The sequence below is a fragment of the Cryobacterium sp. TMB1-7 genome (assembly GCF_004402435.1).
Classification (GTDB): Bacteria; Actinomycetota; Actinomycetes; order Actinomycetales; family Microbacteriaceae; genus Cryobacterium; species Cryobacterium zongtaii.
Genome location: NZ_SOFZ01000003.1, coordinates 17,924 through 35,582, shown reverse-complemented (window position 1 = coordinate 35,582; position 17,659 = coordinate 17,924). Strand labels below are relative to the sequence as shown.

Below are 17,659 nucleotides of genomic sequence, written 5' to 3'. Positions count from 1 at the left end.
GGTCGTGATGGAGGCCTACGTCCACGGTGTCTCGACCCGGAAAGTCGACGACCTGGTCAAGGCGCTCGGCGCTGACACCGGGATCTCCAAGTCGGAGGTGTCCCGGATCTGCGCGGTGAAGAACGAGCCGACGCGCAGCCTCGGGATCTTGGCGGCCTGAGACCACTAACCCTTTGAGTCAACTGAACTAGGGCCGGTCCCAGTCTAAGTTTGCTCGAAAAAATAGACAGTTTCCATCCGTACGAATGCACCCACGGTGTCGAAGCAAACGCCGCTTTGACGGCGCCGGAGCATCTGCTCCGGACGTCTCTACGTGGTCAAGCGGGCAGGACTGCCCGACGAGGAGTGCCATGAGCACCAGCTGGAAGATCAGGCGCGGAACGAGCGGGAACGCCGCGGCACCGAAACGCTCCCGATTTCGCGCTGCGTGGACGTTGGCGGGAAACACGACGATGAGGAACACGAGCAGGCAGATACCGGCAGCCAGCCGGGTCTGCGACAGGAGCAGGCCGATACCTCCTGCGATCTCGCAGAGCCCGGTGAAGATCACAAGGTTTCGACCGCTCAGCAGTCCGCGGCCGCGTAACCGCGGCGGGATCATGGCGACCATCGTGTGCTGCATCAGCGGCACAAAGTGACCGACGCCCATTGCCACGAAGACAAGGGCGAGCACGCCCCGCATGATCCACTGGAGCGATTCGGGGAGGGAGTCATCCAGAACCCACTCGATTGTCAACGCCGACCCAAAACAGGGCCAATAGTGCCGTTTGAAAACAGGACCACTATGTGTGTTTCTACTATGCCGTATCGGGCGCGGTCTGGTGGCTTTTGAGCCGGTAGCTGGTGCCCTTGAGGCTGATTACGTCGGCGTGATGAACGATGCGGTCGATCATCGCGGAGGCGACGGTCGGGTCGCCGAAGACCCCGCCCCAGTGCCCGAATGACAGGTTGCTGGTCATGATCAGCGACGCGTGTTCGTAGCGGCTCGCGACGAGCTGGAAGAACAGGCTCGCGGCGTCCTGGTCGAATGGAATGTAACCGACCTCGTCGCAGATCAGGACGCTGTAGCGGCGCAGCCGGGTCAGCTCCGCGGCGAGTTTCCCGCGGGAGTGGGCGTCTTGAAGGCGGGCGACCCAGCCGGTTGCGGTGTCGAACAGGACGCGGTGGCCGTGTTTGGCGGTCTGAACGCCCAGTGCGACGGCGAGGTGGGTCTTGCCGGTGCCGGGCGGGCCGAGGAGGACGACGTTCTTCGCCTCGGTCACGAACGTGCTCGTGCCCAGGTGCGCGATCAGGTTCCGGTCGGCGGAGGGCTGGTGATCGAAGTTGAAGTCCTCCAACGTCTTGTGCCCCGGGAACCGGGCGGCCTTGATTCGCAGGGCTGCGCCGGAGGCCTCGCGTTCGGAGACCTCGCGGGAAAGGACCGCGGCGAGGTATTCCTCGTGCGACCAGCCGGCATCGCGGGCCTGATCGCCCAGGCGCCGGAACGCGTCGCCGATCCTCGGGGCGCGCAGCGCGCGGGCGTAGTACTCGATCTGAGATGCTGCGGTGCTCATGCGATCAGGCTCAGATCAGTCAGGCCACGACCGGTGTCAACGCCGAACACGTCGTCGTAGGACGAGAGGCTGGCCGTCTCTACGAACGCGACGTGAGCCTGGGGTCGTTGATCGCGGCGCAGCGTCTGGAACTGGCGCCGCAACACGGCCGCCTGGGCGACGTGGTCGGGGTCGGTGACGGTCAGCTGCCTGGCCCACGCACGGTCGTGGGAGGTGACGGTGACGCCGTTATGGGAGACGTGGATGCGCTCGAGGTCAGCCGTCACGTCCACGAGCCGGCCGATCAGCGCCGGCGCGACGGAGTAGTCGTTCGAGTGCACCCGAACGTAGTAGTCCCGGGGCAGCCGAACCGTGTTGCGAAACAACACGTCCGGGACCACGGATGAGAGTGGGCGCATCGCGGCCCGGTCCTGGGCGATCAGGTCGATCGGCCTAGCCCGCCGGGAGCGGGAGTGCCGCGCGTTGGCGATCGGCAGCCAGGCCGCCATCTGCTCGTTGAAGTCCTGCGGTGAGGCGAAGTCGCGGCCCGGCATGAACGACGAGCGGAAGAACCGGTTGCGGCGCTCGACCATGCCCTTGGACTCCGGGTCTCGCGCCTTGAGGAGCTTGATCTCCGTGCCCAGCGTCCCGGCGAACGCGGCCGTGGGCTCGGTGAGTTTGCCGCGGCCGATACCGGTCTCGTTGTCCCAGAGCAGCCGTTTCGGCACCGCGTGGGCGGCTTGCAGCAGGGACCACATCCCGCCGAGCAGATCGGGTGTCGTCCGCGACGGCAACATCAGCGCCTGGAAGAACCCGGAGAACGTCGACGTCATCACCAGCACCGGCGGCATGCCCTCTTGCCCGTGTCCCAGCGGCAACGGCTCGTGCGGGAACCACAAGTCGCACTGGACCTGCCGGCCCGGCTCGTGAACGAGGCGGTCCGCGGGATCCGGCGCCACGTACTCCGGCCGGACGCTGGCGACCTTCTCGCGGAACACTGACGCGGACCCAGGCCAGCCGACGCGCTCGGCCAACGTCGAGGCCGGCATCGTCGGCGTCACGGCCAACAACGCCCGAACCTGCGGGGCGAACGCATCGAAACTCGACCCAACCGCGGGCCGCTGATACTTCGGCAGCCGGTCTGATTCCAGCGCCCGCTCCACCGTTCCCCGCGAGACGCCGACGAGCCGGCCGATCTCCCGCTTCGAGTACTCACCCGTCGAAAACAGTTGGCGTATCTTCGCCCAATCGTCCATATTGATCACCTTCCATACTGGTCGGTGGTCCTGTTTTCAATCGGCGTTGTTGGTCCTGTTTTCGGTCGGCGTTAACATCGATCGCAGAACGTGAGCCGAGCATGTATTCATGCGCCTCTTCCGGTATTCCGCGGAGCGTGAGGCGTTGGTTGTAGATAATCGTGGACTTGTCCCATGCTCCGGCCTTGCTCTTCCGCTTTGGTGGTGACAATCGACGAGAACGAAGTCCAACTGGAAGTCCTGCGCGAGCAAATCTTTAGAGTGCTGAGTTCCGCACAAACGGTCAAACAATGTGAACATCCGTGCACGGATTCAAGATCACCCACCCAACGATCCATCCCCGTCCAACCGAACCAGCGACACGTTCACGGCGGCGCACCCATATTGCATCCGAGTCCGGACATGAGAGCCGTCCCTCTTCGGGGTCCCGCCTGCTCAGCCAGGCTAGAGCCAGCGGGCTGGTCTACGTCCAGATCAGCTTTCCACTGAACGCGACGAGCCGGGTGGAGTAGCTAATCTTGGACAGCTTCCAGGTCACCGCGCAGGTCGTTCCGGTGCCCGGTCCAAATGATGTCGAACAGTTGGGGCGCGTGGCCTTCTCGGTTGCACGGATTCACGGCGAGTTCTTCGACTCGAACATAATCATGGGTATCGCCTGAAACAGCATGAATGCGGTCAACCGCCGCGTGAGCCCCAAATGCACCCACAACGCCCAGATCGCCCTTCTCCAAGGTGCCCAGCCACCTATACGTCGGCCGCTATCCCGACGTCGACTCCGAGGTGCTCAGGACGCCGGGGTCGTCGGCGGCGTCGCGACGGGCGTCCATCGCGCGGATGCCTCAACCGACAGCATCCCGCTCAACGATCGCGGGGCTGGCTCGGAACTGTCCGGGCTGCGCTGCACCCGTCGGTGCATCTGCGTGCTCGGGCAGGTCCAAGCAAGACAGCCTCAGCGGGCGACCTGTTCATCAACGACAGCGCCGCCCCGGCGGCCGAGTGCAGGACGGCGGCCAGCCGGAACGCCACTGCGGTGCGTGGCGACCGGCGGGCCGACGTGTCAGTGCTTTTGCACGTACCTGACGGGAGCGGGCAGTCCGCGCGCAACGCGCACGGAGCGAGAGAGCCGCTCGATCGACTTGAGGGCGTCGAGAACGTCGTCTGCCGTGACTACGAACGGCATGTTGTGGATTGTCTCGCCCGGCAGGGTTGAAGCCGTTGCGATGGCCCTCAGTTCTTTCTCGTCGTCTAGGCCCAGACCGATCTCCGTCAGCGTGGTTGGCAAACCGACGCGAGTGGTGAACTCGATGAAGTCTTCCACCTCGGTGCGTGGCGCGCCCTCAAGGACGAGTTGGGTCAAAGAGCCGATGTTCACCTTCTGACCGTGGGTGAGCCCGTGGGTCTGCGGCGCCGCCGTCAGACCGTTGTGGATGGCGTGGGCCGCCGCTAGGCCGCCCGACTCAAAACCAAGCCCGGACAATAGGGTGTTAGCTTCTACCAGCTTTTCGAGAGCAGGAGTGACCAGGTTGTCACGCACGGCGTCGAGTGCGGGAAGGGCATTTTCCCAGATGACGTCCCACGACAACTTGGCCAGCGCGGTTCCAGTTTGGGTCGGTAGCCCACCGGCCATCGTGGTCGCATTGGCAGTCGCCGTGGCCCGGGCTTCGAGCCAGGTTGCCAATGCGTCGCCGATACCGGCGATGAGGAACTCGACCGGCGCATTGGCCACGATCTGGGTGTCGATAAGCACAAGGTCGGGATTGCGGGGGAAGAACCGGTACTCGACGAACTCGCCCTCCTCCGTGTAGATCACCGAGAGTGCGGAGGTGGGTGCGTCGGTCGATGCCACGGTGGGCACGCTGACCCAGCGAATTCCGGCCAGGAAGCCGGCGGCCTTGGCTGAGTCGATCGTGCTTCCGCCACCCACGCCGATGATCACGTCGGACTTGGTTGCGCGGATCTTCTCGACCAGCGCGTCGACTGCGGCCGCGGTCGCGAATCGGCCGAACTCGACTCGTTCAACGCGGAGGCCCGCAGTGGCGAAGCTCGCCGACACCTGCTCCCCTGCGAAGCCCCACACGACGTCATCAGCGACGATCACGGGGGCGGATCCGATCTGAGCCACAAATTCGCCGAGGCGATCAATCGCTCCCTTGCCCTGGACGTAACGTCCGGGGCTCATAACTGTGCGGATTGGAGTGGTCATCGTAGACCTTCTTCCTGGTTGAACTGCGTCTACATCTTTGTGGGACGGTAGCGGTGAACCGGTCTTCCGGGTCACAGATTTCACACTACGCCCGCCGATCCGGCCGAAAACGGGCGTCCTACGCCGAGCGGCCGAGCGAACGCACCTTCGAGCGGATTCTGGCACGTTCGCCCAATCCGAGATCAAGGCCCACAAAATCAGTTTCAAGGCGTAAACACGCGTCCGAAGCCATATTTCCTGAATGCTATTCAGCATTTTTGGACGATGGGTTCCAATTTTGGAAACCATCGATGCACGTCTGTGCAAATCGGACGCTCGTGAGCGGCCCGGCACCAGCAGATGCCCGCCGAGCCGCCGGGGATACGCTCGAGTCAAGCGATCGTCCAACGATTCGGCGGGCATCTTCCGGAGCAGTACAGCAGTCCGGGTCCCCACCGGATTAGCGGGTTGTTTCGGGCTCGCTACACCCGTGTCGGCTCAAGCAGAACAGCGGCGGCGGACCGGGCCGCGTCGGCGCTACCGGCGGCAACCGCGGCGATCGCGGCATCCCGGCATTGATTCAGCGTCACGCCACGCAGGAACTTCGCCGCGCCACCCAGGGCGCGCGGAGACATCGACAGGCTGGTTGCCCCGAACCCCACCAGGACGGCGGCGAGCATCGGATCTGCCGCGGCCTCTCCGCAGACCCCGACCGGCTTACCAGCCACCACACCGGCCTGGCAAGCCTCCCGGATCATCCGCAGGACCGCTGGCTGCCAGGGGTCGTTGAGCAGGGCGAGCTCTCCCATCAGCCGATCGGCCGCCATAGTGTATTGGGCAAGGTCGTTGGTCCCCAGACTCGCGAAGTCCACCCGTTCGAGGATTGAGCTCGCGGTGATGGCGGCGGCAGGAGTCTCGATCATCACACCCACGTTGTGCAGGCCGTGCGCGGCACATCGGGCCGCAAAATCCGCAGACTCGTCGACGGTCGCGATCATGGGAGCCATGACACCGACGACGGCGTCCTCTGCAGCCACCGCCGTGGCGATGGCCCGCAGCTGGGTGTCCAACAGTTCAGGGCGCTGCCACGCGGTGCGATACCCCCGGATGCCGAGGGCAGGGTTGACCTCGTCCGCGGCCGTGACGAAGGCGAGCGGCTTGTCGGCGCCCGCATCCAGTGTTCGAATCGTCACTTTCTTCCCAGGGAATGCGGCAAACACCTGACGGTAGGCGGCGACCTGTTCGTCCAGTCCCGGAGCTTCGGCGTGGTCGAGGAAGCAGAATTCGGTGCGGAAGAGGCCGACTCCCTCGGCATTCGCCTCGATCGCGGCGGCAACGCTGTCCGGCGAAGCCACGTTCGCGAGGAGCTGCACACGGTGCCCGTCTCTGGTCGCTCCCGCGCCGTCGAAGGTGACCACCCGGCCGACCTGACCCTCAGCTCGCACCACCTGCTCGTCGGTGGGGTCCACGACGATTTCACCGGTCGTGCCGTCGACGATCACCACGCTCCCCTCGGGCAGGTCCATCGCATCCCGGGCCGCCACCACGGCGGGTAGGCCGAGGGCACGCGCGAGGATGGCCGTGTGGGAGGTCGGGCCGCCTTCGACGGTGACGATCGCCCGACACACTTTGGGGTCGATCAGCGCCGTGTCGGCGGGCGCCAGGTCACGGGCCACGAGCACATATGGCTCGGAACGATCCGGCAGGCCCGGTGCCGGACGGCCGAGCAGCTCAGCCACGATGCGGTTGCGCACGTCGTGCAGGTCCGGGATGCGCTCGGCGAGGAGCCCGCCCTGTTCGCTGAAGAGCGACGCGACCTCACCCACGGCCGCCCAAACGGCGCGCTCTGGAGTGTGACCCTGCTTGGTCACCCGGGAAACGGCCGCATCGATCAATCCGGGATCGGCCGCCATCAGCGCCGTCGCTTCCAGAATTCCCTGCGCCGCTCCGGTGACCCGGACCGCCTTGGCCCTGAAGGCCAGGGCAACGGATGCCGCGGCAGTTACGATTCTCTCCGCGGCCGCCTCCCGTTCGCGCATAGAGAGTTCGGCTGCCGGTCCGGGTTCACCCATCGGCTCCTGCATCCGCACGATCGGACCGACGGCGAGGCCAGGACTTACGCCTAGCGGCCGGTTCGACGCCGCCTCGGTCGAGGGCGGTGCCTCCGGTTGCGGCGCGGGCAGTGCCGGAATGGGCGCGGGAGCGTTTGTGGTCTCCAGTTCCCCGAAGCCCTTGCAGACCAGGTCGCTCACGGCCTCGAGTGCCGCCACGGCCTGTCGTCCGGCCGCTGCGACAGAGATCGTGTCGCCCTTCCGGGCGCCGACGGCCAACAGTGCCGTCGGGCTGTTGGCCGGCACAGGGGGCTTGCCGGTGCGGAGGTTGGCGACCGTCACCGTCGCCTCAAATGCGCTGATGGCGGTGACGAGCATCGAAACCGGTCGCGCGTGCAGGCCGTGGGGGTTCAGCAGCATTACCTGGATCGTGTGTTCCGCCGCCGGGCCGGAATCGGCCGGACGGCCGGCCGGCTCCTCGTCGCCTAGGTGGCTCTGCTTGGCGCGGAGGGCGCCTCGGGCCTCACGTTCCACGTCGTCGAGGGTGGCGCCACCCGCCGCTCGCACGACTGCCGCCATTAGACCCTCAACGAAGGGAGCGCTGCTGAGCCGGACGGGCACATCGGGGTCGTCCGAGAATTCCAGCGCCATTTCCGCGCTCATCACAGCCGATCCTAAATCCATCATCACGAGCACGCCCTCGGGAGAGGACACCTCGGCGATGGCCTCGGAGACTTTGAGCGCATCCGTTCCGATGACGCCTTCGCTGGCACCGGCCGCGATTGCGATGGCCGGCCCGTTGACCCCGACCATCTCCACCGCGAGGTCCACTGCTGCCTGCGCCAGACGGGGGCTGTGCGATACAACTACGATTCCTATCACGATCTACTCCTCGTCGAGGATCTCGGCCAGCGCTTGGAAGAGCAGCGACGTCGACGCGGCTCCCGGATCGACATGACCGATGCTGCGCTCCCCCAGGTAACTTGCCCTACCCTTGCGGGCGAGCAGAGGTTCAGTGGCATCCCGCCCCGTTCGGGCGGCGGAGTAGGCAGCACGGGCTGCTGAAGAAATATCGGAAGACACGATAAGAGCGGCATCGAACGCGTCGAGCGCGGGAGCAAGAACGTCGAACATGGTCTTGTCCCCCGCCTCAGCCTTGCCGCGGGCAACGACACCATCCAGCCCTGCACGGAGGGCCGCCGCCAGGCCGGACGCGTCCAGAGCCTTGACCGGTCCTGCCGTGGTACCGATCCGCAGGAAAAAGGTGCCGTACAGAGGGCCGCTGGCGCCACCCACCGACGTCACCAGGGTCATTCCCACGCCCTTGAACAGTTCGTCAACGGTGCCAGCCGGCGAAGCCTGGATTCTCTCGAGGACCGCACCCATGCCACGGGTCATGTTCGAGCCGTGGTCCGCGTCGCCGATGGCCGAATCCAGTTCGGTGAGGTAAGCGACCTTCTCAGTCACCAAATCGCGAAACCGGGTCAGCCAGCCGGTGAGCTGATCAAGGTCGATCGTGTCATTCGTCATGGTGTTAGATCCCCCAGCGCATTCCGGCGGTGTTTACCGGTGCGTCCCACAGATGAAGCAGGTCTTCGTCAGCCTTGAGGATCGTGACAGAGCAGCCCGCCATGTCCAGCGCCGTAATGTAATTGCCCACGAGAGAGCGGGCGACCGTGATGCCGGCAGCGTCGAGGATCTTCCGGACTTCGGCGTACATGACATAAAGCTCGATCAACGGGGTACCGCCTAGCCCATTCAGCATCACGATCGTCGGGGCCCCGGTGAAGTCCAAGTCGGCGAGGATCGGCTCGACGAGTTGGCGGGCTACCTCAGCGGCCCCGGCCAACGGCACGCGGAAGCGTCCCGGCTCCCCGTGAATGCCCACGCCGATCTCCATCTCGTCTTCGGGGAGCTCGAAAGTTGGTTTCCCGGCCGACGGGACTGTGCAGCTGGTGAGGGCAACTCCCATGGAGCGACCGGACTCATTGACCTGGCGGGCCACCGCGGTGACGGCGGCGAGGTCGCGGCCTTCCTCAGCGGCCGCACCCACGATCTTCTCGAGCAGGACCGTGGTGCCCACACCCCGGCGGCCTGCGGTGAACGTTGAATCCTCGACCGCCACGTCGTCGTTAACGACCACAACTGCAACCGTGATCCCGGTCTCCGCCGCCGCGAGTTCCGCGCCCATTTCGAAGTTCATCACGTCACCCGTGTAGTTCTTGACTATGTGCAGCACGCCCGCTCCGCTGTCCACAACCTTCGTCGCCTCGAGCATCTGGTCGGGCGTCGGCGAGGTGAAGACCGCTCCAGCGCAGGCCGCGTCAAGCATGCCCACACCGACAAAACCGCCGTGGAGCGGCTCATGACCGGTACCTCCACCCGAGAGCAGGGCAACTTTGCCTACTCTCGTTGGGGCTGCCCGATAGATGATGCGGTTGACGTGGTCGACGCGAAGTTCCGGATGCGCGGCCGCCACGCCGATAAGGGAATCGGCCAGAACCGTCTCCGGGGAATTGATCAGTTTCTTCATGTTGAGACCTCCAGGTTTACCTTCATGTTTGCTCTCCGTTGAACTTTTCGAGGTGGATCCGCGAGACGCGTTCGCCCGCAACTCAATACAAGCCACAGAATGCAATTCGACAATGTCGAATATCCTCCGGAAGGATGGTGGATGTCAACACGGGTTATGAAGAAGTGTCAATGGCGCAGCATACTGAAGAGATCAACCGGAGGTGCAGATGTGATTCAAGCCATCGATCGTGCGGCGAAAGTGCTGTCATCGTTGCAGGGCGCACGCCACCTCGGCATCACCGAACTCTCCGCCGAACTGGGGCTGCCGGTCTCGACCGTGCACGGCATCGTCAAATCGTTGCAGGGCCACGGCCTTGTCGCGCAGGAGCCCGGCGGCAGCCGGTACTTGCTCGGCCCGGCCCTGCTCAAACTCTCGAATGTCTACCTCGACACGCTCGATGTGCGCGCGCGGGCCATGCGCTGGACCGTCGAACTCGCGCGCAGAACCGGACTGTCCACGCGTTTGGGAGTACAGCTGTTCGACGAGGTCATCGTCATCCATCACAACGAGCGCCCTGACGGCAGCCAGCAGATGCCCGAAACGGGCCTGTCCATCCCTGCCCACGCCTCGGCAATGGGCAAAGTTCTCCTCGCGTATAGCCCGGAGTACACCTCCGAATTGCTGGGGCGAACCCTCCGCAGTCTCACCGGCGCCACGATCACCGACCCAGCCCAGCTCGCCATGCAGTTAACCTCGATTACGGAACACGCCATCGCCACCGAAGAGGACGAGGCGGTGCTGGGTGAGTCGTCGGTCGCGGTGCCCGTGGTGGACACCCGCGGCACTGTCATTGCCGCGGTCGCTGTTGTCGTTCCGACGAGCGAGTGGCCTCCTGAATCCAGCGTGCTGAATAGCTTGCGCGAAACGGCCCGAAACATCTCCCGGGAACTCGGCGCCAGCACCTGGCCGCCGAGGGCACCCCAACCAGCCGTCGTCGCGCATTCAGAGCCGTGAGAGCGACTCGCCGGCCATGGTGTCGAACATGAGTTCGCTGCGTTCCTGCGGCGGCACTGGCGCCAGATCTGGTCCACAAACTCGCTGGAACGGGTGAACAAATCAAACGCCGCACCGACGTCGTCGGCGTGTTTCCCAACGCTGCAGCTCTGTTGCGCCTGGCCGGGTTGGTTTTGATCGAGCAGCACGACGAGTGGGGAGCTGGCGAACGACGCTACTTCTCCGAAGCATCCATGCTCGAGCTGGCCACCAGGAACAGCTCCATCGAGGTCCTCGACGGGGCAATCAGCACGGATATCGACCCAGCCTGGCGAGTGCACGCCCTCCGGGGCGATGACGGTACCGCCGGAGATCATCATCGGTGCGGCCGGGTCCCGGCGGTTTCCGCCAGGTGAGTTGGAGCTCGCGGTCGGGAGAATTCCGGCCGGGGTGAGGGTGAGCGGGGTCATGACTATTGCTCCAAGGGTTCCGGTAAATCGAAGCAATCATGCCTTGTCTGTTGATGCGGGTCCCTGGGAGGTCAGGAGACATGATCCTCATCATCGTGGGGTATTTGTTGAGGAGAATCGGAATTCTGGTTGGAAACAAAGGTTGATTTGATCAGATGTGTGTAGTGGGGCAGTTCGATCTTGTCAGCCGGTGGTGTAAAAATCTTTTCGCCCAGTGCGCTGAATGCGCGGGTTGCGCCGAGTTTGAGCGCAGCGTTGTAGACCGCCAGGCCGGGTCGGGTTTTGGGGTTTGCTATGCGGGGGGCACCGGGTGGCAGTTGTTGGGCTTGGTGGACGTATGGCCTCATGAGGCGTTCGTAGTTTTGGTTTGCGGTATCGGTGTCGTGGGGATGGGATGCGAGTTCTCCGGCCAGCACGTACGCGCCGACGAGGGCCAGGCTGGTGCCCATGCCGCTGATGGGTGAGGCGCAGTAGGCTGCATCGCCAAGTAGTATCACTTTGCCTTTGGACCAGCTCGGGGCGTGTACTTGTCCGATGTAGTCCAGATACATGTCCTCTGCGCTTTCGAGACCTTCTAGGATGCGGGGGATTTCCCATCCGGCGTCAGCGAAGCGGTTGCGTATTGCCGTCTTCTGTTGTTTGGGGGGCAGGTCTTCGTATCCTTCCGGACCGGAGAGGAACGAGAGGGCGGCCCGGGTGGTGCCCTTGTTGTCGGGGCGCAGAAGAGCGGCCCGGCCTTGAGTTGTGTTGTACCAGTGCGCCCAATCGTCATCGTGGGGGGTGCGGTCAATGGTGAAATATGTCGTGTACAGGCCGAGGTGCCTGATGACTGGCTCGTCTCCGTATACCAGGGCCCGGGTGCGGGAATTGATGCCTTCGGCTATCACCAGGGCGTCGAAGGAGCGGTCAGGCCCGTGCTGGAAGGATACGGTGATTTCGTCGGCGGATTCGGTGACGCCGGTGATGACGTCGCCGAAGATGTACTCGACACCCGTGGAGTTGGTGTCAATGATGATGCGTGCAAGATCTCCGCGCAGGATCTCCAGCTCAGCTGTCGCACCTGCGGTGTCGGAGGTCGAGGCCGGGAACTCGGCGACTGTTTCGCCATTGCTGTTGATGAACCGTGTCCCCTTTTCACCCGTTGTCGCCTCTCTGATGGTCTGTTCTATTCCCATGCGGCGGGCCACTTCGCGTCCGGCGCCGCGAACGTCGATATTGTGCCCGCCCACCCGCAGTTGGGCGGCACGCTCGATGATGGTGACCTCCCACCCGTATCTTGCCAACCAGTAGGCGGCGACGGGACCAGCGATGCTGGCTCCGGAGATCAGTACACGCATATTCGGCATGCGGTGGTTCCTTTCAGAGTGGGCGAGGGTTGCCGGTTCATTCGGTGAATCCGGCCCCGGTAGTGAGGTGGTCTCCGCCCCCGCGGTCGGGAGGCGGAGACCACCGCTCAGAGCAGAAGGGCGGGCGAGTTGGGCACCCAGTTCACGCTTTGCCGCTTACGGAGTTTTGAGCCTCGGTTGAAACACTGTCGGCGTGTGCCTTCTCGGTGAGCCGCTTGCTCGGAATGAGCAGGGTGGCGACCACCCCGATGATGAGGAAACCGGCCGCGAGGTAGGAACCAAACGCAATCGCTTGGGTCATCGCTTCCCTCGCCGCATCGGCGACGAAAACTGTTTCCGGGTTCGCTGCCAGCGGCCCAATGGCGGCTCCGGCGCTGTCGGTGACCGCGTTGCTGAGATTGCTCGCCTCCGCCCCGGAGAGGCCGGCGTCGGTTAGCTTGTTCTGCAGGGTGCTCCCCAGGGAGGAGAAGAATACCGTCGTCAAGGCGGCGATACCAAGTGCCGAGCCCAGTTGGCGGAAGGTGCTCTGGATGCCCGAGCTCTGACCGCCATCTCCTTCCGGAACATCTGCCAAGACCACGTTGGTCACCTGGGACGTGGCGAATCCGACGCCGATCCCGTAGAAGAACAGGACCAGGGCGATGAACCACCAATTCGCGTCAGTGACGGCCGCAACAAGGCCGAGGCCGGCAAGTCCCACTACTTCAAGGATGAGACCGATACGCACCAGTGCCAGCGGAGAGACCTTCGCGGAGAGCGGGAAGCTGATGCCGCTGGCAACGAAGCTGCCGATAGCGATAGGGACAAGTGTTGCTCCGGCTTCCAGCGGCGTGTAGTCCAGAGTGAACTGCAACCACAGCGGCAGGACGGCGATGATGCCAAATTCACCCAGGCCAATGATCAGCGTGGCGATGTTGCCGTTGCGGAAGGACGAGATCGAGAATAGCTTCACGTCCATGAGCGGCTGGTGCTTGCTGTTCACACGGCTGATCACCACCTGACGGCACACGAAGACCGTCATCAGCACGACAGAGAGCACGAGCGCCACGAATGCCGGGGAGAGCCCGGCATCCCACGTGGCACCGAACAGTGTGAATGGCTGTTCGCTCATCACCCATCCATAGACGCGGCCCTCGACGAGGCCAAACGCAAGCAGGCCCAACCCGAGAATGGATAAGACGGCGCTCAGGCCATCGACGCTTCCCCGAGAACGCGGGGGTTGTGGGAGGAAGATAACAGCGATCACCAGGATGATGATGACCAATGGGATGTTGATCCCGAACGCCCACCGCCACGACGCGTGCTCGGAGAGCCAGCCTCCCAGCACCGGCCCCAGCGCGGTGGCTGCACCGATGGTGGAACCCCACACGGCAAACGCCTGGCCACGGGCCGGGCCAGTGAACATGTGGTTTAGCAACGCCAGTGACGTCGGCAGGATAGCGGCGGCACCGATGCCCTGTAGGAAGCGGGCAAGGATGAGAATCTCGCCATTTGATGCCAATCCGGCGAGAAGGCTGGTGGCACCGAAGATGACAACACCGCCGATGAACACGCTTCGAGCGCCGCGCAGGTCCGCGATTCGTCCGGAGACCAACAGCAGCGCCGCGAAGACGATCGCATAGGATTCCTGAATCCACTGTGCCTGACTTGAATTGATGCCCAGGTCATCGATCACCGACGGGGTGATCACATTCACGATGGTGGTATCCACCACGATAAGGGCCACACCCAGCGCGACGGCTATCAAACCGATCCACCGCCGCGCTCCTGCAGAAACAGCCATTCCAACCTCCATGTAACTTTACCAAATAACTATTTCATCATCAAACTACTTTATGATGGTAATGTCAACCGAGCTATGAAACCTAACGAAAGGTGGCCTCATGGGTAACTCCGTCCCGCACGCCGGGTTCCCTCAGCAGAGCGAACGCCTCAATGAGGCGCTGCGCGCCTACGGTGCCACCTACTCGGAGCTCGCACGCCAGTTCGCGGCAAACGAAGGCCTTCATTCCACTGACGCCACTGCCCTGATTGAGATCCTCGCAGCGGAGGAACGCGGCGCGGCGCTGTCCCCGGCAAGACTGAGTGAAAAAATCGGCCTCACCCCCGGAGCCACCTCAACACTCATCAACCGTCTAGAGCTGGCCGGCCACGTACTCCGCAGCCGAGTCCACGCCGATCGGCGCATCGTGACGCTCCACTCCACATCCGGTGTCCAGGCCATCGCCGACGACTTCTTCCAGCCGCTGGGTGATCGGATCGCTGACGTGTTGGCAAAACACTCCACCGAGCTTCTCGGGATATTCGAGGGCATGCTCGGGGATCTGACTGAAACGATGGAAAGCTACATCACAGCCACCACTGCCGCCCGAATCAACAGCCCACAAGAACCACCCACGCCTCACCCACAACCCACCAAGGATCCCGACCGGTGAGGAAACCGTAGGGGTGGGTCCGGCCTAAATCGCCCCAGACTCCCCAAAAACGTCGAAGTGAGTCCCGTTTAGATTGCCCGGGTGGGTCCCACTAAAGCCGCCACAGTCATACTGGATTCGACCACCAATCGCCGCAACTCCAGGAAGGATATGGGCGGTCGCCCGCGGATCGTCATAGACAGCCAGATTGGAAACGCCCGCCGCCTCATAGAAGGCGGGGAGACAGTGGCCAAGGCCTCGCTCGATCAGGTCCGAATCCGTTGTCGCATCAGAGCGGCGTTCGCTTTGTTGTCCCGCATAGGGACACGGTATCTCGAGGCCACCGGACCTAACGGCAATTCTCCCTGGGAGGCCGGCGCGAACATGACAACGGGTGGATCTGGCCTCGGTAAGCTCACCGATCGAGTTTGAGGCAATATACGTGGCCCTCAAAGCCGCCTGAAACCACTAACCCTTTGAGTCAACTGAACTCGGGGCAGTCCCCTACGCACCGGGCTATCCGAGGACGTTAGGTGAAAGTGATTTTGCCGGCGATAACGTCCGCGGCCACGGCATCAACTGAAACCCCCGTGGATTTAGCATGCCTCACGAGACATCGCAGCGCTTGGTCAGGGTTTGCGTTGGTTTGAGCGATGATCACCCCGGTTGCCTGATGCACCTGTGGGTTGTACCAGCTCTCGAATCGCCTGATCTGTTGCGGGTTTTCGATGGTCACGTCGCGCCTAGCTCTCCGCCTCGTTTCGGGTAATGAGGTTCGCCTATATTCTGGGCTGCTCCCCTCGAATGGGTCAAGATGCATAAAACGAATCTGTAACGACGGCGATAGCCCTCACTCGTCGGCAACCGAACTGGCTGTTGCGGATTTGAAGTGGATTCCTGTTGCGTCGTGGAGCTTGACCCAGTCGTCTCGACGGCCTGCGTCGTCCCGAGTGTTCGCAATTTGCGCCAGAGCGTCTGGGTCGGACAGATCGGCCAGGTCGAGTTCGGTGAGGCCGACGATATCCATGATGGGCCTTTGGAACATCCGGAACCGTCCAAGCGGCGGGGAGTGCCGGCGATTTCGACAGGTTGAACGCCCCGGACTGCGGGGCGGTGTTCGTGTAGGCGACGGTGTCGGTGTTAGCTGGCCTGGCTGTTGCGGCGACGCCCCGGACCGGGTGTTGGTGCCGGGCGAGATAGCCGCGGTCGAGGTCGTCCCTGGCATAGGTGGCCTTTTCAAGCTGTTTGTCGGCCGGGATACGCGGGTCTAGATGTCAGTTATTGCCCTGATCGACATCAACGAACTGATCACCGTTGATGTTGATGCCAGTGGCGATCGCGAGGGCCCGCAGCGGGCCCAGGAGTACGGTGAGTTGGGTGCAGGGCAGTGCCCGCATTGAGGCGCAGCCAGTAAATTCCGGCAGCGTCAGAGGAAACTGGAGGAATTCGGTTTGTATCCAGCAGGAGGAAATACTGCACCGTTCATGTCGATGGTAAATCAGTTGCAGTCGGGTCACGTCCCTCTAAGGGGTGTGGGTTCTGCGGCAAGAGTGGGGCCGGATTGTGCCGGCGGCGAGTGCTGTGGGCATAGCGACTCAACCGGCATCGGGTGCAGATCGACCGGCCACAAGCTTTGGCCCCTCGCCTGCCGTGAGCCCGTGCATGCCAGCGGCGGAGGTCCTCTGTGTAGCGCGGTGATATCCGATTCTGGCGTTCGAGGCGGCATAGTGTGGTGACGGCATTGTCCGAGGCATCCGATCAGCAGAAGCTGATGCTGAGCATGGCTTCGGGCAGTCAGGCTGCGTTCGGCCTGATTTACGATCAGTTGTGTGTTCCGACGTTTGCGATCTGCAATCACTACCTGAAGTCCCCGGCCGCGGCCGACGAGGCCATGTGCGGCCTGTGGCTATACGTCTGGCAAAACGCGGCCATGTTGTCGGGGCTTGACGGCTCGCCTTGGTCAATCATCATTGGAACAGCGGAGCACCACGCCAAGCATCACGCTCAGGCAGAGCGCCTGGCCCGAGGAACGGCTGTCTCTCTCAACATCTGCGATGACGCCACCTCCAACTGGCTGGGGTACAACATCGCGGCCAGCCCGGACAACCCGCTTTCTTAACCGATGCGGCTCGCCATCACGCCGCCCGCCGCACGTTGCTCGCACGCGCGCCCCGCCACGGGATGAGATGCCCCCTTTGTGGCTCCTACTGGATGACAAGCTATCGGTGTCCGCAGTGGCCCCGCCACTCTCGGTCTGCACCTTCGGCGTCCGATAGAGGATCTCCAAACGGACGCCATTCCCCGGTCAGGCTCGTCACTCGTGCGAAGCGGGTTCATCGCACAGCTCATGTATAGGTGGGGTCGATCCGCTTCGGTTAGGAATGAGGATTATCCGGGCTGGCGGCGAGGTTGTACACCAGCCACCTGGAGGTTGCACCATCACAGATGTTGAGATCAGCCACATCAACATGGATGTCTTCGCTACTTTGAGGCAGGCGGATCCGCAGTGTTGCCGCTCCGAGCAACGGACAGTCCTGGTAGAGATTTTGGCCAGCGACTTTGAGTATGACGTAGGCGGCCTGCTTCGGTTTTACGGTGAGCGTCCGAGCCGGGACCGTGGTTCGTTCCACGGCTGGGTCGCCGACAACGTTCCCGTTGGCATCGAGCAGGGCTACATCGGGAAAGCCGGACACTTCGCAGTCAGTGGTGCCGGTGTTGGCTAGCTTCACGTAAGACAGGGCTGTGTTTTGAGGGTGCTCAGGGTCGAATGCTTTACGGGTGGCAGCGAACTCGCAGCCTCCGGCTGTGGTGCCTACCACCGGTGCCGACGTTGCCAGGCTTTCATCGGGCACGGTCGGCGAACAGCCCGCTAGTGCCCCCAGAATGATCATCGCTGTCAC

18 protein-coding genes and 3 pseudogenes are annotated in these 17,659 nt (G+C 63.4%); 7 read left to right on the top strand and 14 right to left on the bottom strand.

The features are described 5' to 3' along the window. A pseudogene (locus E3O60_RS00350) lies at positions 1-112 on the top strand (transposase); the annotation flags it as partial. A gap of 75 nt (positions 113-187) precedes the next feature. Here E3O60_RS00350 and E3O60_RS18775 read toward each other — a convergent pair. From E3O60_RS18775 to E3O60_RS19035, 4 genes are all read right to left on the bottom strand, one after another. Continuing rightward, on the bottom strand, positions 188-736 hold the full coding sequence (locus tag E3O60_RS18775) for a hypothetical protein (protein ID WP_241983596.1): 549 nt from the start codon (positions 734-736) through the stop codon (positions 188-190). A gap of 61 nt (positions 737-797) precedes the next feature. Next, positions 798-1,553, bottom strand: a complete 756-nt coding sequence (gene istB / locus E3O60_RS00340; RefSeq protein WP_088458228.1) for an IS21-like element helper ATPase IstB — start codon at positions 1,551-1,553, stop codon at positions 798-800. After that, on the bottom strand, positions 1,550-2,788 hold the full coding sequence (gene istA / locus E3O60_RS00335) for an IS21 family transposase (protein WP_088458229.1): 1,239 nt from the start codon (positions 2,786-2,788) through the stop codon (positions 1,550-1,552). The genes istB and istA overlap by 4 nt, the downstream gene beginning before the upstream one ends. Next, positions 2,745-2,999, bottom strand: a complete 255-nt coding sequence (locus E3O60_RS19035) for a type ISP restriction/modification enzyme (RefSeq protein WP_166788929.1) — start codon at positions 2,997-2,999, stop codon at positions 2,745-2,747. The genes istA and E3O60_RS19035 overlap by 44 nt, the downstream gene beginning before the upstream one ends. A 307-nt stretch (positions 3,000-3,306) precedes the next feature. Here E3O60_RS19035 and E3O60_RS18360 point away from each other — a divergent pair, with 307 nt between their 5' ends. After that, complete coding sequence (locus E3O60_RS18360; RefSeq protein ID WP_166788928.1) at positions 3,307-3,447, top strand: hypothetical protein; 141 nt, start codon at positions 3,307-3,309, stop codon at positions 3,445-3,447. A 398-nt stretch (positions 3,448-3,845) separates the two neighbouring features. On the opposite strand, the gene E3O60_RS00330 is transcribed toward E3O60_RS18360, so the two are convergent. The 4 genes from E3O60_RS00330 to dhaK all read right to left on the bottom strand — a co-directional run bounded on the left by E3O60_RS00330 (position 3,846) and on the right by dhaK (position 9,554). Continuing rightward, a complete protein-coding gene (locus E3O60_RS00330) occupies positions 3,846-4,991 on the bottom strand; it encodes a glycerol dehydrogenase (RefSeq protein ID WP_088458230.1) in 1,146 nt (381 codons plus the stop codon). A gap of 461 nt (positions 4,992-5,452) precedes the next feature. After that, on the bottom strand, positions 5,453-7,903 hold the full coding sequence (ptsP, locus tag E3O60_RS00325) for a phosphoenolpyruvate--protein phosphotransferase (RefSeq protein ID WP_088458231.1): 2,451 nt from the start codon (positions 7,901-7,903) through the stop codon (positions 5,453-5,455). A 3-nt stretch (positions 7,904-7,906) separates the two neighbouring features. Further along, on the bottom strand, positions 7,907-8,551 hold the full coding sequence (gene dhaL, locus E3O60_RS00320) for a dihydroxyacetone kinase subunit DhaL (protein WP_088458232.1): 645 nt from the start codon (positions 8,549-8,551) through the stop codon (positions 7,907-7,909). A gap of 4 nt (positions 8,552-8,555) precedes the next feature. Further along, complete coding sequence (dhaK, locus tag E3O60_RS00315; protein ID WP_088458233.1) at positions 8,556-9,554, bottom strand: dihydroxyacetone kinase subunit DhaK; 999 nt, start codon at positions 9,552-9,554, stop codon at positions 8,556-8,558. Between the two features lie 99 nt (positions 9,555-9,653). Here dhaK and E3O60_RS00310 point away from each other — a divergent pair, with 99 nt between their 5' ends. Then, on the top strand, positions 9,654-10,550 hold the full coding sequence (locus E3O60_RS00310; protein ID WP_241983595.1) for an IclR family transcriptional regulator: 897 nt from the start codon (positions 9,654-9,656) through the stop codon (positions 10,548-10,550). A gap of 57 nt (positions 10,551-10,607) precedes the next feature. Then, a pseudogene (locus E3O60_RS00305) lies at positions 10,608-10,772 on the top strand (transposase); the annotation flags it as partial. Between the two features lie 298 nt (positions 10,773-11,070). Here E3O60_RS00305 and E3O60_RS00300 read toward each other — a convergent pair. Together E3O60_RS00300 and E3O60_RS00295 are read right to left on the bottom strand one after the other, a co-directional pair. Next, positions 11,071-12,345 carry an FAD-dependent monooxygenase gene (locus E3O60_RS00300; protein WP_088458236.1) on the bottom strand — a complete coding sequence of 425 codons (1,275 nt, stop codon included), beginning with the start codon at positions 12,343-12,345 and terminating at the stop codon, positions 11,071-11,073. Positions 12,346-12,487: 142 nt separating this feature from the next. Next, positions 12,488-14,128 (bottom strand): MFS transporter, encoded by a 1,641-nt coding sequence (locus E3O60_RS00295; protein ID WP_134496739.1) that lies wholly within the window; start codon positions 14,126-14,128, stop codon positions 12,488-12,490. Positions 14,129-14,228: 100 nt separating this feature from the next. Here E3O60_RS00295 and E3O60_RS00290 point away from each other — a divergent pair, with 100 nt between their 5' ends. Further along, the gene (locus tag E3O60_RS00290) at positions 14,229-14,780 is read left to right on the top strand and encodes a MarR family winged helix-turn-helix transcriptional regulator (protein ID WP_088458238.1); all 552 of its coding nucleotides are present in this window, start codon (positions 14,229-14,231) and stop codon (positions 14,778-14,780) included. Positions 14,781-15,288: 508 nt separating this feature from the next. Here the strand turns inward: E3O60_RS00290 and E3O60_RS00285 are convergent. From E3O60_RS00285 to E3O60_RS19030, 3 genes and pseudogenes are all read right to left on the bottom strand, one after another. Continuing rightward, positions 15,289-15,495, bottom strand: coding sequence for an ANTAR domain-containing protein (locus E3O60_RS00285; protein WP_165791186.1), 207 nt, complete (start codon positions 15,493-15,495; stop codon positions 15,289-15,291). Positions 15,496-15,609: 114 nt separating this feature from the next. Next, positions 15,610-15,786, bottom strand: a complete 177-nt coding sequence (locus E3O60_RS18765; protein WP_240632537.1) for a hypothetical protein — start codon at positions 15,784-15,786, stop codon at positions 15,610-15,612. Between the two features lie 121 nt (positions 15,787-15,907). After that, positions 15,908-16,018 (bottom strand): annotated as a pseudogene (locus E3O60_RS19030) (DNA/RNA non-specific endonuclease); the annotation flags it as partial. Positions 16,019-16,030: 12 nt separating this feature from the next. On the opposite strand from E3O60_RS19030, the gene E3O60_RS18950 reads away from it, so the two are divergent. Both E3O60_RS18950 and E3O60_RS00275 read left to right on the top strand, forming a co-directional pair. Next, positions 16,031-16,159, top strand: a complete 129-nt coding sequence (locus tag E3O60_RS18950) for a hypothetical protein (RefSeq protein WP_255416818.1) — start codon at positions 16,031-16,033, stop codon at positions 16,157-16,159. Between the two features lie 329 nt (positions 16,160-16,488). Next, a complete protein-coding gene (locus E3O60_RS00275) occupies positions 16,489-16,878 on the top strand; it encodes a hypothetical protein (protein WP_134479516.1) in 390 nt (129 codons plus the stop codon). A 256-nt stretch (positions 16,879-17,134) separates the two neighbouring features. Here E3O60_RS00275 and E3O60_RS00270 read toward each other — a convergent pair whose 3' ends face one another. Further along, entirely contained in the window at positions 17,135-17,650 is a 516-nt protein-coding gene (locus tag E3O60_RS00270; RefSeq protein WP_088458241.1) for a DUF4232 domain-containing protein, read from the bottom strand. Positions 17,651-17,659 lie beyond the last annotated feature (9 nt).

Bases quoted from the DNA above. Each gene is read 5' to 3' on its own strand.
- istB (WP_088458228.1), bottom strand. From the start codon at position 1,553: ATGAGCACCGCAGCATCTCAGATCGAGTACTACGCCCGCGCGCTGCGC.
- istA (WP_088458229.1), bottom strand. From the start codon at position 2,788: ATGGACGATTGGGCGAAGATACGCCAACTGTTTTCGACGGGTGAGTAC.
- E3O60_RS00330 (WP_088458230.1), bottom strand. From the start codon at position 4,991: ATGACCACTCCAATCCGCACAGTTATGAGCCCCGGACGTTACGTCCAG.
- dhaL (WP_088458232.1), bottom strand. From the start codon at position 8,551: ATGACGAATGACACGATCGACCTTGATCAGCTCACCGGCTGGCTGACC.
- dhaK (WP_088458233.1), bottom strand. From the start codon at position 9,554: ATGAAGAAACTGATCAATTCCCCGGAGACGGTTCTGGCCGATTCCCTT.
- E3O60_RS00310 (WP_241983595.1), top strand. From the start codon at position 9,654: ATGCAATTCGACAATGTCGAATATCCTCCGGAAGGATGGTGGATGTCA.
- E3O60_RS00300 (WP_088458236.1), bottom strand. From the start codon at position 12,345: ATGCCGAATATGCGTGTACTGATCTCCGGAGCCAGCATCGCTGGTCCC.
- E3O60_RS00295 (WP_134496739.1), bottom strand. From the start codon at position 14,128: ATGGCTGTTTCTGCAGGAGCGCGGCGGTGGATCGGTTTGATAGCCGTC.
- E3O60_RS00290 (WP_088458238.1), top strand. From the start codon at position 14,229: ATGGGTAACTCCGTCCCGCACGCCGGGTTCCCTCAGCAGAGCGAACGC.
- E3O60_RS18765 (WP_240632537.1), bottom strand. From the start codon at position 15,786: ATGGATATCGTCGGCCTCACCGAACTCGACCTGGCCGATCTGTCCGAC.
- E3O60_RS18950 (WP_255416818.1), top strand. From the start codon at position 16,031: ATGTCAGTTATTGCCCTGATCGACATCAACGAACTGATCACCGTTGAT.
- E3O60_RS00270 (WP_088458241.1), bottom strand. From the start codon at position 17,650: ATGATCATTCTGGGGGCACTAGCGGGCTGTTCGCCGACCGTGCCCGAT.